This window comes from Streptomyces sp. NPDC107498, assembly GCF_055582805.1.
Map to the genome: position 1 here is coordinate 23,025 of NZ_JBVJPE010000028.1, position 14,216 is coordinate 37,240.

Consider the following 14,216-nt stretch of genomic DNA (forward strand, 5'->3'; position numbering starts at 1 on the left):
TGAACGTGCGGATCACCGCCCCTCGGACCGGAAGGCCTCGTGATTCTCCCCGCCTTGCCGGGTGCCGGGCTCACTGCCCGGCCTCGGCACGGGCCCATGGCATCACCCCAGCCCCCCGTCTCACCCGCCGAGCCCCGTGCCGACGGACCGCTCCTGTTTCATCGGCTCCAGGACCTCGAGGGGAGCGGGGCATCGCAGCTGCCCGGTTCGAAGGCGGCGGACCTGGGGCGACAACGACACTCCCGACCCGTCGACCCGGGCGCGACTGCCCGGTCGGAGGCGCCTCAGACGCCTCTCACCGGAGAGCGGAAATTTCGTCGTCCGTGATCCAGTTCCCGTGGAACCCGAAGGGGACACGGCGCGGCAGGTGAACGCGGGCTACCGGGTCGGCATGGATGTCCGCCGCGTCGAGAACCACCAGTTCGGACCGGTTGATGTTCGCGTCGTAGACGACGGAGAGAATCCACCCGTCGTCCTCCGATTCTGCGTTCTGCCGCGGTACGAAGGCGGGTTCCATGGTCACCCGACCAGGACCGTAGTGGCGAATCTCCGTCGTGCCCGTCAGCATGTCGACCTTCACCAGGGGACCGGTTTCGAGGCCGTCCCTGGTGTGCAGGCGTTCGACGTCCTTCGTGATCTCGATGCCGTGCTGTCCCACGCCGGCGAACCAGCCGTATCGATGGCGACGACCCACGAGCCTGGAGTCGATGCGGGGAAACTCCACGCTGTAGGCGCCCACGATCTGCTCGTTGACGTTGCGCGTTGTGGGGTTGATGTTCCAGCGCACGAGCGTGGGGACGCTGCCGCCGGGTCCGTTCATGTCGCGGAGGAACACCTCGTCGTACCGGATCACGTCGAGGGTGATGGACCCGTCCGGATTGTCATGGGCGTTGAGCGTGTGGAACACGTAGCAGCGCGGCACCTCCACCCACACGACTTCTTCCGCCGTGCCCCGGAGCGGCAGGACGCCTACCCGGGCAGGGTGGTTGTCGTCCCACACGGCGGGAAGGTTGGACACCGGTTGGCCGGCCCGAGCACGGCGCATTCCTGCGGCGTAGGTGACCGGGAAGTCAAAGACGAGGACACGTGTCTCGGTCACGGCGACATCGTGGATCATGGGGCCGTCGTCAAGGGGGATGTCGGTGGAGTGGGCGACCTGACCGAGCTCGTCGAGGACGATGTAGCGTGCACCGCTGAGCTTCGGCCCGTAGACCATGGCATGCATGTCCCCCGTGGAGGGATCCACCTTGGGGTGAGCGGTGAACCCGCGGTCCAGAGCGCCGTCACAATCCCAGATCGCCACCTCGGAGAGATCCGGACTGACCTCCACCGGAGGACGTCCGCCTTCGACGAGAGCGAGGATGCGGCCGCCGTGGGCGAGGACGTTCGTGTTGGGAGCGTGCCCTTCCGCCTTCGTGAAGCGGCTGCGGTACCACTCCGCCTTCCCGTCGCGCAGTTGAATGCCGTGCACCATTCCCTCACCGGAGAACCAGTGATAGGCGGCGGGATCCTTCTGGTGCCGCGGGTTCGGACCGATGCGGAAGTAGCGGCCGTTCAGCTCGGGCGGAAGTGTTCCGGTGACCGGCAGATCCGAATAGTCCGCCTCATCTTCTACCGGCGCATAATTCCCGGTGAGGTAGAAGTTTTCAGTCGATTCGGCCATCACGTTCTCCTTAGACGACGACTCTGGGCATCGTATGATTCGGACGGTTCACGCAGAAACCTTGAGATTCAGACCGTCGCGACCGGGCCGTTCCCAGCGGAGGGGATTCGGCCGGCGCCACGTTTCCCGTCGTTCGGGATCGCCGGCGGTCGCGGTGAAAGGGAAGCCCGGTGCGCGTGCGCACCGGGCGGCAGGAGGGCGGAACCGTCTGTTCCCGCCGTGGGCGGTCCAGGAGGAGCGTCGGGCACCTGTCGAGCCGGGTGGCCTTCGCCGGACGTCCGGGGCCGCCGGATCGGCGGCCTGTGCCGTCAGCGCACGACGGGGCCCGCAAGGCTGGTCATCCCTCGCCCAGCGGGTCTCCGCCCGGCGTGCCGGGACCGCGGCGGATCTGGGACTTCACGAGCTTTCCGGACGCCGTGCGGGGGAGTTGGTCAACGTAACGCACGGTCTTCGGAACCTTGTACTTGGCGATTCTCCCGGCGAGCCCGTTCAGCAGATCTTCCTGCGCGATGACCGCGTCCGGCCGGAGAACGACAAGCGCATGCCCGACTTCGCCCCATTGGGGATCGGGTACGCCGATGACGGCGCAGTCCAGCACTTCGGGAAGAGCGAGCAGGGCGTTCTCGACTTCGGCTGGATAGACGTTTTCGCCGCCCGATATGTACATGTCTTTCAAACGGTCCGTGATGGAGACGTACCCGTCTTCGTCGACGTGGGCGGCGTCCCCGCTTCGGTACCAGTCGTCGGTGAACGCCGATGCCGTCTCCTCGGGGAGGCCCCAGTAGCCGGAGGAGACCTGGCGGCCGCGGACGAGAAGTTCGCCGGTGACGCCCGGCGGTGCATCCGTCCCCTCAGGTGCGACCACTCGTACGTCGGTGAAGAAGTACGGAATTCCGGCGGCGCCGGCCTTGGAGGCCGCGTGTTCGAGATCGATGCCCAGCACGCCGGGACCGGCTTCGGTCGACCCGTAACCCTCCAGCAGGTGCAGGCCGCGCTTCCGGTAGGTGTCGAGCAGGGGCAGCGGCACGGGGGCGCCGCCGCAGATGAGGTACCGCATGCTGCTGAGGTCGGCTGTGGGCCAGTTCGACTGCCGCGCCATGAGGTCGTACATCGTCGGGACGCCGAACATGTACGTGATGCGGTGCTTCTCGATCAGGGAGAGCACGTCCGCCGGATGGAAGGACTCCGTGAGGTAGCAGGTGCCGCCCTTCAGGAGAACGGGCAGCGCCAGCATGTTGAGGCCGGCGGTGTGGAACAGAGGTGCTGAAGCCAGACCGCGCTCGTTGACGCCGAGGTCGAGGTGGACGAGGGCGTTGAAGGCGTTCCAGATCAGGTTGCCGTGGGTGAGCAGCGTGCCCTTGGGGCGTCCCGTGGTGCCGGAGGTGTACATGATCACGCACAGGTCGTCGTGCGTGACGGGTTCGTCCAGCGGGGTCGTCGGTGCGAGCGCCAACTGCTCTTCGTACGCGGTGTCCACTTCGAGCGCCTGTCGGGCACCGGTGGCGACGAGGTCCTTGCAGATGGACGCGTGGACGACGATCGTCGCCCCGCTGTCCGCGAGCTGGTAATCGATCTCGGAGGCCGTCAGACGGGTGTTGAGGGGAACGAAGACCGCCCCCAGCATGCCCGTGGCGAAGAACGCCTCCAGGAAGGAGGGGTGGTTGGGGCCGAGATACGCGACCCGGTCCCCGGCGCCCACGCCGGAGGCTCGGAGAACGTGAGCGAAACGGGTGGCGCGTTCGTGCAGTTCGGCGTAGGTGATGGTTCGGTCCTTGAAGACGACCGCACAGCGATGCGGAGTCCGACGGGCCCGGCGGGCCGGCCACGAGCCCAGTCCTTGGTTGAGCATGGTCATGCGCCTTTCGCCTGGAACGAGCAGGGGAGTCGCTGCGTGCTGCCTAGCGGATGTGAGGGAGGGGCCCGGTTCGCTGCTCGCCTGGAGTAGAACGGCTTTGGCAGCGGAAGGGCTCTGGCCGTCCGCGTCGGCGTGCCGGGGAGTCTCCCCCGAGCTGTGGTGGGAGGTGTGTCGCGGCGGGGAAACGGGCGCCTGCGTGGTCGATGGGTGCCGGAAGCCACCACGCGACGTGTTGTGATCTCTTGCGGAGGGGACACATGGGGTCCCGCGCCGTCTCGGGGGAGACCGCCTCCGTTGTCCGGGGTGCTGACCCCCGCAACGGGGTCCGATCGGGCGGAGATCGGGCACCTGCGGCAAAAACTAGGGTCAGCCGTTGGCCTTGTCAATGAGGGTGCAGGGCGCGGAACCGGCCTGTGGACGAGCCGGCGGCCATGAACGCGTGAGCCACGGCGGGGGTGGGCCGCCCGGATCCGACCGCGTCGCTGGCCGGCGACGCGGCGCTACCCGCCGCTGCGTCATCGCCTCGCACGACGACGGCCGGCGACCCGCCGCGGGCCTCGGGGCGGCCTGCGGCGGTGCTCCGTAGGAGAGTCCGGGACTCCCAGCGGAACATGAAACCTTCTAACAGGTTGCACTGCATCATGCTTCACACTAGCGTACGTGGCATGGCACGGGAACACGGAATTCTGCTGTCCTCGCAGGCCCCACGAATCGACCGGAGAGCGCCTGCGTCCGCACCTGGTCCTGCTCGGAGGCGATCGACGGCATTCCCTTGGTGGATCGACGTGTGCGCCAGAGCGTCGAGGAGTCCGTCGAATTGACCGGCCGTCGGTTTCCCGGCGCTGTGGGGGACCGGGAGCTCCCGCGTGGGTGCGCGATTACCCGTATCACCTGCGTGAGGGGTGAACTGGCGGACGTGGGCGTGACAGGTCGGCCTCACAGCCCGGAGGGCCCTTTCGGCCATGTCTCCCTCGCGAACTCGACAGGCGATGCTCAGACCCTGTCGATCTTCACGAAACGTTGCGCTGTGTGTAGTTCACGTTCGATCCGCTGTCGCGTCTCGCGCAGACGAGGGAGGATCCTCCGCTCCCAGTCATCCGCTGGACTGTGTCCACTGTGCAGGGCGACGTTCAGCGCGGCCATCACCCCGCCCGTGCGATCACAGACGGGCACGGCGATGGAGCGGAGTCCCGGCTCGAGCTCTCCGTCGATCTTCGCGTAGCCGTCTTGGGACGCCCGGAGAAGGGCGGTCTCGAGCTCGTCGCGGTCCGTGACGGTGCGGGAGGTCAGTTCTCGTATCTCCACTCGGTCCAGAAGCGCGCGCCGATCGGCAATGGTCAGGCCGGAGAGCAGTACCCGTCCCAGGGACGTCGCGTATGCGGGCAGGCGGGTTCCCACCGTGAGGTCGACGTTCACGACGCGGCGGCTGGTGGCTCTGGCGATGTACTGCACCATGTCGTGGTCGAGGACGCCGAGGGACACCGATTCGTTGATCTCCCCCGCGAGCGCTTGCAGGTGCGGTTGGGCGAGCTGCGCGAGCGTAGTCCTGGCCAACAGGGGGTAGCCGAGGTCCAAGACACGGGGAGTGAGCCGGTGCTCGCGGTCGGCGACCGACACGAGGCCGAGGTGGGTGAGCGTGATCAGCGCGCGACGGGCCGTGGCGCGGGGAAGGCCCGTGATGTGCGCGACCTCGGCAAGTGTCGGGGTCGGACGGGCTTCGAAGGCGGTCATGACCGTCAGCCCTCGGGCGAGGGACTCGATGAACTCGCGGCCCAGAGCCTGCTTCGAGTTCCCGGTCCAGGTAGCGGTTCCGGCGGTGGGAGGGCTCGCGGGCGGCGGTGACATGCGTTGGACGTGCTCGGCCATGGAGGCCGCTGCCTCGCGCAGACGCGGCAGCAACCGCTCGCGCAGATCTCGGACGCTGTACCGGCTGGTGTGGCTGACGACGCTGACGGCGCAGGCGGTCGGTGTCCGAGGGATGCGGACGGCAAGCGCGACGAGGCCTTGTTCGATCATCTGGTCGTCGGCGGCCCAACCGGATTCCTGAGCGGTCGCCACCCGGGCCCTGAAGTCGTGCTCGTCCGGACCGGGCCCGTGGGGAAGCCGGGGAAACCGGCGGCCGTCGGGGTCTGCGGCTTGCCAGTCGCGCCACGCCTGCCATTGGCCGGGGTCCCAGTCGGCGGCGAAGAGCGCCCCGGGCGCGGTGCGTTCGACGGGGAGTACGTCGCCGGTGCGGAAACTGACGGACATCGCACGGCGTCGAGGCGCCTGATGGATGAAACGGATGGCGTCCTGGTCGGGAACGGCAAGGGAGACGGACTCGTCGAGTTCGTCGGCGAGCCTGTCCACCTGCTCTCCGAGGAGGGCGGGCAGGCGCAGGGATGACAGGTAGGCGTTGCCGAGTTCCATGAGCCGAGGCGCCGGCCGCACGTGCTTGTCGACGACTCGCAGGTATCCCATGGTCGCAAGCGTTCCGACCGAGCGATCGACGGTGGACCGGGCGAAACCGGTGGCGCGTTGCAGTGAACTGAGGCTCAGTTCGCCGCGAGCGTTGCTGAGGGTGCGCAGGATCTCGATGCCGCGGACAAGTGGGGCGACCACCTCGGTCGGTGTCCTGCTCGGTGAGGGGGTCGGCTGCGGCATCTGCGCTCCAGGGCGGTTCCAGTCGGGCTGATCACTGTGTCAGGGCCGTTGACGGCCACACAAGTGATGGGCGACCTGCGACCCCCCGAGTGAATCGCACTTCACCATACGAAGACAAAGCGGCCCACCCTCTCCCGGCCGGAGAGCCGGAGGCCGGGCGCTGGCGCCGGAAGCGCGCCGCGCACACAGATGCACCCGATTCAACCGTACAGAATGTACGGTGCAATCTGCTATATTACGGGAGCGATCATCCAGAACGGGAGATTCACGTGAATGCCCTGCCGGTCAGCACCTATGTCGTCCTCGGCCTGCTCGCGAGCCGAGGGACGTCGACCCCCTACCAGCTCGATCAGGCCATTCAGCGCGGCCTGGGACATTTCTGGGTGTTCCCGCGGTCCCAGCTGTACGCCGAGGCCGGACGCATGGCGCGACGGGGCCTCATCGTCGAGAAGCGGGAGGCGGGCGGTCGTCGGCGGCGGACCCTGGCGATCACCGACGTCGGCCGGGCGGAGCTTCGCCGGTGGCTCGAGACGCCGACCGCTGCGGCGACCGAGATCCACGACGAGGGGGTTCTCCGCCTCTACTTTCAGCCTCTCGGCCGACACGAAGGCGACGCCTCCGAGACGTCCGCCGCTCAGACGATCGCCAGGCTGGCCGCGGAGCAGGAGGAGGCGCACAAGAGGCGTTTGGCGGTCTACCACCGCGCCGTGGCCCATGCCGATGCCGATGCCGATGCGAACGCCAGGGCCATGAAGCCGGGCTCACCCCAACGAGCCGCTCTGGAGCTCGGGATCAGATTCGAGCAGATGATCACTGATTTCTGGCGTGAGATCAGGGAGTCTCCGCATCTGCTTCCCCCCGCGCACGGTGGCGAAGCAGACGGCGGGCAGACTTCCTGACGACGACCTTGGAACGCTGTCGACCGGAAGCCACGGGGCTTTCATGGCCCGACGGCCGGAGGCAGGACCGCGGGCTCCTCCACCGAGGACGGCCGGCGAACGGATGCCCCCGGTCTCACGAGGCGGCCTCAGAACGGGAAGTGCGCCTGGTCCCCGGCGATCGTGACCCAGCGAATGTTGGAGAAGGCCTCGATTCCCCAGCGGCCGCCGAAGCGGCCGTACCCGGACGCCGCGATGCCGCCGAAGGGGGCCTGCGGTTCGTCGCCCACGGACTGATCGTTGACGTGGACGATGCCCGTACGGATCCCCCGCGCCACCTGGAGCCCCCGAGTCGCGTTCTCGGTGATGATGCCGCACGTCAGCCCGTATTCGGTGTCGTTGGCCAGCTCGACGGCCTCGTCGTCGGTCGAGAAGGAAGAGATCGCGACGACCGGACCGAACGCCTCGCCACGATGCAGCGCCGCGTCGGAAGGAAGGTCCACGAGCACGGTCGGCGGGTACACCGCACCGTCCGGCCGGCCGCCGCCCGCCAGCAGTCTCGCGCCCTTGGCCACGGCGTCGTCCACCCGCTGCGCGAGCCGTTCGGCCGAGTCGGCGCTGATCATGGGTCCGACGATGGTGGAGGGCTGGAACGGGTCACCGACGCCCAGACCGCCCGTCTTCGCGACGAACTTCTCGGTGAAGCCGTCCACGAGGGACTCGTGGACGAGGACGCGGTCGGCTGACATGCAGATTTGACCGGCGTTCATGAACGCCGCGAACGCCGCGGCGTTGACGGCGTAGTCGAGGTCGGCGTCGTCCAGCACGATGACCGAGTTCTTGCCCCCGAGTTCGAGAACAGCGGGCTTCAGGTGATCGGCCGCGAGTCGGCCGATCACCCGGCCGACCGCTGACGAGCCCGTGAAATTGACTGCGCGTACACGTGCGTCGGCGATCAGGGTCTCAGCGATCGTCGCGGCGTCGGCCTTGTCGTTCGTCACGACGTTGAGCACGCCGTCCGGCAAGCCAGCCTCTCGCAGAACGTCTGCGATGAACAGGCCGCCGGCGATCGGCGCCTCTTCACTGGGCTTCATCACCACGGTGTTTCCGGCGGCGATCGCCGCCGCGACCGCGCGTACGCCGAGTATGAGGGGCGCGTTCCAGGGCGAGAAGGCGGCCACGACGCCCACCGGCTCACGCACGGCGAGGCTGAGGACGTTCTGTTCCTGGGAGGTGAGAACGTCACCGCGCGGTGCTGTGACGGCGGCGGCGGCTTCACGAAGAGTGCCGGCCGCCAGAGCGACGTTGAACAACGCCCACGGACGAGTTCCGCCCACCTCCGCGGCCATCATTTCCACGGCTTCCTCACCTCGGCGCTCGAACAGCTCCGCAGCCGCGAGGAAGATCTCCCGTCGACGGGAGGGCCCCGTCCGGGCCCAGGCGGGGAACGCGTCATCGGCCGCCTTCACCGCCGCCGACACGTCCTCGGGTCCGGCGGCGGCGACAGTGGCGTACGGCTGACCGCCGAAGGGGCCGACGTCCTCGGTCGTCCTGCCCGACACGGCCGGGACCTCGTCGGAGCCGATGAGAAGAGAGCGTTGCAGAGGCATGGCTGGTTCCTTAGCTGAGACCGCCCACGTGGGCCCACCAGGCAGGGCGTGACCGGCGACGTCGCCCATCGCGGATGATGTGTTCGCCTGGTGAAATCTTATTCAATCGATGCCCCGAGTCTGAGGTGCGCGAAGCGCCGATGTCAACGCATCGGGCGGATGGAGCCCCCGGCAGCGGATGCGCGCCCTCTGACACACCGGCAACGGCCGGGCGCCCGGACTCAGGTACCGAGGCCGGGGCTCCGCCACTGCTGGTTCGGCGCACCGTGGCGGGGGCGGCGATCGCGGAATCCGGTTCGAGGACATCGCGATAGGCGCGCACGGAGCGCGATGCCCTCCCTGGCTGGGGGGCGGAGCAGGTGCGGTGGACGCACCGGCCCCGAGGGGCCGCCCGCCCCCACGACGTCGCGCCGTCCGCCGTGGTCGGCCCTCCGGCGGCTTGAGGTCCCACGCGGCAGGGGCCCACGGCCGAAAGAGGGGACCGACGGCCCGACCGGCGCGGTCCAGGGCATTTCCGACTGGGCTTGACCAGGGCCACGGGGACACGAGAGAGTGATAAAACTTGCACTGCTAGTTTCGAGGCCGGTCATCGTGAATCTCGAACTTTCCGAAGAACTGACCGCCGTCCGCCCCGCCGCGGACTTCGTGAACCGCGCGATCGCCTCCCACCAGCCGGTACAGGAGATGCTCGCCGACACCAAGGTGGAGCTGGAGGCCGCCCGGCCGCTGGTGTGGTGGTCGCCGACCTCGTCGAGCGCGTGCAGCCGTTCCGAAGGGAATTCCCCGTCGCCAGACCGTACGCCTCCGAGGCCGCAGCCAAGGCCGCCCGCACCGCGCTCCAGGCCCTCGGCGGTTACAGCCTCCTCGACGTACATCCCGTCGACGCATCCGTGACGCCCGCGAGACGACCCGCCACGAAGGCACGACCTCGACCCAGACGCTGATCACCGGCGCGCCCTCACCCGGCGGCAACGCCTCCCGCCCCCGTAGTCCCCTCGCCCCCTGGAGCCATGACCGTGCGACCCGTGTACTTCGCCGCCGCCCGCCGCACCCCGATCGGCCGCCTACGCGGCGCCCTGTCCTCCGTACGTCCCGACGACCTCGCCGCGACCGCCCTCCGCGCCGTCCTGGATGACGTGCCCGGCCTCGACCCCGCCCGGATCGACGACGTCTACTGGGGCGCCGCCAACCAGGCCGGTGAGGACAACCGCAACGTGGCCCGAATGGCCGTCCTGCTGGCCGGCCTGCCCGACACCGTCCCCGGTGCCACCCTCAACCGGCTCTGCGCCTCCGGCCTGGAGGCCGTCACCACCGCCGCCCGCGCCATCGCCTCCGGCGAGGCCGACATCGTCCTGGCGGGCGGCTCCGAGTCCATGAGCCGCGCGCCCTTCGTCCTGCCCCGCCCCGACCAGGCACTCCCCCACCAGCAGGAAATCTTCGACACCAAGCTGGGCTGGCGGATGACCAACCCGCGCATGAAGGACCTCCACGGCGTGCTCTCGATGGGCGAGACCGCCGAGGAGGTCGCCGCCCGGTACGGCATCAGCCGCACCGACCAGGACGCCTTCGCGCTGCGCAGCCACCGGTTCGCCACAGCGGCGCGTGACGGCGGCCTCTTCGACGCCGAGATCACGCCCGTCACCCGGCCCGACGGCACCGTGGTCACCCAGGACGAGTCCATCCGGGCCGACACCACGGCCGAGAAACTGGCCGCCCTCAAGCCCGTCTTCCGCCCCGGCGGCACCGTCACCGCCGGCAACGCCTCCCCCATGAACGACGGAGCCGCCGCCCTCCTCCTCGTCAGCGAGGAGGTCCTGCGCGAGCTGGACCTGGAACCCTTCGGCCGGTACGTCGCAGGTGCCAGCGCCGGAGTGCACCCCGACGTCATGGGAACCGGGCCGGTCCCGGCCGTCCAGCGCGTCCTTTCCCGCACCCGTCGCGCCGTCGGCGACATCGGCACGGCCGAGTTCAACGAGGCCTTCGCCGCCCAGGCCCTCGCCTGCGTCCGCGAACTCGGCATCGACCCCGAACGCGTCAACCCCCAGGGCGGCGCCATCGCCCTCGGCCACCCCCTCGGCGGCTCCGGCGCCCGCATCCTCACCACCCTCCTCCACCGCATGCGCCGCACCGGCGACCGCCACGGCCTCGCCACCATGTGCGTCGGCGTCGGCCAGGGCACCGCCGTGCTCGTCGACCGCGACTGACCCCACCCTCGACTCGTACGGGAGAACCAGAGATGAGCCGTTTCACCGACAAGGTCGCCGTGGTCACCGGCGCCGCCCAGGGCATCGGCGCCGCCACCGCGCTCCGCCTCGCCGAGGAGGGCGCGACCGTCGCCGTGGTCGACCTCACCGAGGACCGGGCTCAAGGCACCGTCGACGCCATCACCGCCAAGGGCGGCACCGCCCGCGCCTACGGCTGCGACGTCGCCGACTTCGACGCCGTCAAGGCGGCGTTCGCGCGGATCGCCGCTGACTTCGGCACCCTCCACATCCTCGTGAACAACGCCGGCATCACCCGGGACAACCTCTTCTTCAAAATGCCCAAGGACGACTGGGACACCGTCCTCGCCGTCAACCTCACCAGCGCCTACAACTGCGCCCAGGCGGCCCAGACGTACCTGGTCGGCCAGAAGTACGGGAAGATCGTCTCCCTCAGCTCCCGCTCCGCCCTCGGCAACCGCGGACAGGCCAACTACGCCGCCGCCAAGGCCGGCGTCCAGGGGCTGACCGCGACCCTCGCCATCGAGCTCGGGCCGTTCGGCGTCAACGTCAACGCCGTCGCGCCCGGCTACATCGCCACCGCCATGACAGCCGCCACCGCCGAACGGGTCGGCTCCAGCGCCGACGAGCACCAGCGGCTCGCCGCCGAGCGCACCCCGCTGGGCAGGGTCGGCACTCCTGAGGAGGTCGCCTCCGTGGTCGCCTTCCTCGCCTCCGACGACGCCTCGTACGTCAGCGGCCAGACGCTGTACATCAACGGCGGTGCGCGCTGACCGGTGGCGTGATCTGACCGGTGTGACAGACGGGTGGGAGGCGCCCGGGCCGCCCGGCATGCGGGGCCCGGGCCGTGCCCTGTCAGAGAACCGCGGCGGCGAGGCGCATGCCGCCCTGCCGACCCTTCGAATCAACCCCTCTGATCGGCGCGTTCTCTCGATGCGCCAGGACGGGCCGGCCCGAGGGCCGGCCCGTCCTGCGACGTTGTTCGCCCCACTCCCAGGGCATTGTTCATCGAGTCGATCGCGCGGCGGGACCAGTCCAGCTCGCCTCGGGCCCGAGTTCGTCGAGGACCGAGCGGTAAAGCCCGGCCCGTACGCGGGCCTTCATCCGTTCCGGGAAGCTCCGGTGGGCCGTCGCTCCCGACGGCCCGAACGACGTCGGCTCCCCCGACCCGTCTGGCACCGGCCGTTCGACGAACTCCGTCACGGGCCGGCAGCCGACCGGGCCGACCGCATGAGATGGTTTCTGGCCCAAGAGCCGCTCCACCGGATCAGCCGGATCCCTCACGGCATGGTCCCGGATGCGCCCAGGGCCGCGGGCGGCGCCGACGGCACAGCCGCCGAGCGCCACACCACCGCCCGGATCGTCCCGGAGGAACGCGGCGCCCTCGGAGCTGGGCACCGCGCCGAGATCGTCGAGCGGTGCTGCCGGTCCGAAAGCCGCCGACCATCCTGAGGACGAGGTCGGCGTGCTCCGCGCCGACCTCGTCCTCAGGATGGTCGGCGCTCAGAAGTAGTAGCGGGAGACCGACTCGGCCACGCAGACCGGCTTCTCGGAACCCTCGCGCTCCACCGTCACCGCCGCCGTCACCTGCACGCCGCCGCCCGCCTCCTCGACCTTGGTCAGGACCGCGGTGGCGCGCAGCCGCGAGCCGACCGGCACCGGGGCGGGGAAACGCACCTTTTCCGTACCGTAGTTGACGCCCATCTTCACGCCCTCGATCCGCAGTACCTGCGGGACGAACTGCGGCAGCAGCGACAGGGTGAGATAGCCGTGCGCGATCGTTGTCCCGAATGGGCCGGCGGTGGCGCGCTCCGGGTCGACGTGGATCCACTGGTGGTCCCCGGTCGCCTCCGCGAAGAGGTCGATCCGTTTCTGGTCGATCTCCATCCACTCACTGTGCCCCAGCTGCTCGCCGATCCCCGCGCGCAGCTCCTCGGCGGAGGTGAAGATCCTCGGCTCGGTCATGCTCCTGGTCCCTTCTCGTATGACATGTCAACGGTTCGCACCTAAGCGCTTGCTCAGAACGTGAGGGGGGTGCCGCCCTCAGTACCGGCACCCCCGCCTCAACCCGTCGGCCCGCAGCTCTCGGTGTCGATCTCCAGGAGCGTGGCTTCGTTGTAGCGTGCCCCGTGGACGGTGGTGCCGTTCAGCACCCGTCCGGCCGCGTCGAGGACCTCGCCGGCTACGTCGAGGCTGAGGACGGACAGGTTCTCCCGCAGGTGGTGTACCGAACGGGTTCCCGGTATGGCCACGACGTGGGAGCCGTGGGAGAGAACCCAGGCGAGGGCCAGCTGGGCCAGGGTGAGGCCGACGCTGTCGGCGATCTCCTCCAGCGAACCCCGCAGCGCCAGGTTGCCCGGATAGTGACGCTCGTCGAAGCGAGGCATGTTCCGGCGGATGTCCCCCGCAGGAAGCGCACCGGGGTCCGGGGGCGCCGAGGTGAGGAAGCCGCGGGCCAGCGGGCTGAAGGCCACCAGGGCGACGCCGAGTTCCCGCGCCGCCTCCAAGGTTCCCTGCTCGGGGTTGCGCGTCCACAGGCTGTACTCGTTCTGCAGGGCGGCGATCGGGTGCACGGCGTGGGCCCGTCGCAGGGTCGCGGCGGACACCTCGGAGAGGCCGAGCGCGCGCACCTTCCCCGCCGCGACGAGCTCGGCCATCGCGCCGACGCTCTCCTCCACCGGGACCTGCCGGTCGAGCCGGTGCAGGTAGTAGAGGTCGATGACGTCGGTGCGCAGTCGGGCCAGCGCCTCGTCCACGGTGCGCCGGAGGGTCTCCGGCCGTCCGTCGATGACGCGCCGGCCGTCGACCCCGGTCATCCCGCACTTGCTGGCCAGCACGATCCGGTCCCGGTGTGGGGCCAGGACCCGGCCGACCAGCTCCTCGTTCGCGCCGAAGCCGTAGAGGGCGGCGGTGTCGAAGAGCGTGACGCCCTCCTCCAGCGCCGTCAGCAGCACCTTCTCGGCGGCCTCCTGCGTCGGCGGGACACCGTACGCGTGGCTCAGGTTCATGCAGCCCAGGCCGATGGCCGGGACCTCGAACGGACCGACCCGGCGCGGGGCGAGCCCCGCGCCGGGTCGCGAAGCGGCGGTCACGGGCCCGCGACGGCGTTCAGCTGCTGCTCCAGCGCCGCGTCGCCTTCGCCTCCGAGGGCCCGCACCAGCATGTCGGCGAGGACCTTCACGTCGTGCAACGCCGGGTTGAGGCAGGCGGGGCCTGCGCCGACTACGGCGACGGGGGCCGAGACGGCGGTGTCGACGGGGGCATCGGCCATGGCAACTCCTGAGCGGCTGAGAACGTTGCGGACCCCCGAACGTTGACAGCCGGTCCCACGCCCCGTCGCTGCCG

The 14,216-nt window shown here is 69.8% G+C and carries 11 protein-coding genes; 4 read left to right on the forward strand and 7 right to left on the reverse strand.

Annotation, left to right across the window (positions count from 1 at the left end; all coding sequences use genetic code 11):
- Window positions 1-295: 295 nt before the first annotated feature.
- The 3 genes from ACZ66Z_RS32780 to ACZ66Z_RS32790 all read right to left on the reverse strand — a co-directional run bounded on the left by ACZ66Z_RS32780 (window position 296) and on the right by ACZ66Z_RS32790 (window position 6,161).
- Window positions 296-1,663, reverse strand: coding sequence for a carotenoid oxygenase family protein (locus ACZ66Z_RS32780; RefSeq protein ID WP_469939276.1), 1,368 nt, complete (start codon window positions 1,661-1,663; stop codon window positions 296-298).
- Window positions 1,664-2,000: 337 nt separating this feature from the next.
- Entirely contained in the window at window positions 2,001-3,512 is a 1,512-nt protein-coding gene (locus ACZ66Z_RS32785; protein WP_469939332.1) for an acyl-CoA synthetase, read from the reverse strand.
- 999 nt (window positions 3,513-4,511) lie between these two features.
- On the reverse strand, window positions 4,512-6,161 hold the full coding sequence (locus ACZ66Z_RS32790; protein WP_469939278.1) for an IclR family transcriptional regulator domain-containing protein: 1,650 nt from the start codon (window positions 6,159-6,161) through the stop codon (window positions 4,512-4,514).
- Window positions 6,162-6,430: 269 nt separating this feature from the next.
- Here ACZ66Z_RS32790 and ACZ66Z_RS32795 point away from each other — a divergent pair, with 269 nt between their 5' ends.
- Window positions 6,431-7,060 (forward strand): PadR family transcriptional regulator, encoded by a 630-nt coding sequence (locus tag ACZ66Z_RS32795; protein WP_469939279.1) that lies wholly within the window; start codon window positions 6,431-6,433, stop codon window positions 7,058-7,060.
- A gap of 128 nt (window positions 7,061-7,188) precedes the next feature.
- Here the strand turns inward: ACZ66Z_RS32795 and ACZ66Z_RS32800 are convergent, their stop codons facing one another.
- Complete coding sequence (locus ACZ66Z_RS32800) at window positions 7,189-8,649, reverse strand: aldehyde dehydrogenase family protein (RefSeq protein WP_469939281.1); 1,461 nt, start codon at window positions 8,647-8,649, stop codon at window positions 7,189-7,191.
- Between the two features lie 734 nt (window positions 8,650-9,383).
- On the opposite strand from ACZ66Z_RS32800, the gene ACZ66Z_RS32805 reads away from it, so the two are divergent.
- The 3 genes from ACZ66Z_RS32805 to fabG all read left to right on the forward strand — a co-directional run bounded on the left by ACZ66Z_RS32805 (window position 9,384) and on the right by fabG (window position 11,644).
- On the forward strand, window positions 9,384-9,593 hold the full coding sequence (locus tag ACZ66Z_RS32805) for an acyl-CoA dehydrogenase family protein (protein ID WP_469939282.1): 210 nt from the start codon (window positions 9,384-9,386) through the stop codon (window positions 9,591-9,593).
- A 72-nt stretch (window positions 9,594-9,665) separates the two neighbouring features.
- The gene (locus tag ACZ66Z_RS32810) at window positions 9,666-10,853 is read left to right on the forward strand and encodes a thiolase family protein (protein ID WP_469939334.1); all 1,188 of its coding nucleotides are present in this window, start codon (window positions 9,666-9,668) and stop codon (window positions 10,851-10,853) included.
- Window positions 10,854-10,885: 32 nt separating this feature from the next.
- Window positions 10,886-11,644: a 3-oxoacyl-ACP reductase FabG gene (gene fabG, locus ACZ66Z_RS32815; RefSeq protein WP_469939283.1), complete on the forward strand. Its 759-nt coding sequence runs from the start codon at window positions 10,886-10,888 to the stop codon at window positions 11,642-11,644.
- 730 nt (window positions 11,645-12,374) lie between these two features.
- Here fabG and ACZ66Z_RS32820 read toward each other — a convergent pair.
- From ACZ66Z_RS32820 to ACZ66Z_RS32830, 3 genes are all read right to left on the reverse strand, one after another.
- Window positions 12,375-12,836, reverse strand: a complete 462-nt coding sequence (locus ACZ66Z_RS32820; RefSeq protein WP_469939284.1) for a MaoC family dehydratase — start codon at window positions 12,834-12,836, stop codon at window positions 12,375-12,377.
- A gap of 98 nt (window positions 12,837-12,934) precedes the next feature.
- Window positions 12,935-13,963 (reverse strand): aldo/keto reductase, encoded by a 1,029-nt coding sequence (locus ACZ66Z_RS32825; RefSeq protein ID WP_469939286.1) that lies wholly within the window; start codon window positions 13,961-13,963, stop codon window positions 12,935-12,937.
- Complete coding sequence (locus tag ACZ66Z_RS32830; protein WP_469939288.1) at window positions 13,960-14,142, reverse strand: hypothetical protein; 183 nt, start codon at window positions 14,140-14,142, stop codon at window positions 13,960-13,962. The genes ACZ66Z_RS32825 and ACZ66Z_RS32830 overlap by 4 nt, the downstream gene beginning before the upstream one ends.
- Between the last annotated feature and the right edge of the window lie 74 nt (window positions 14,143-14,216).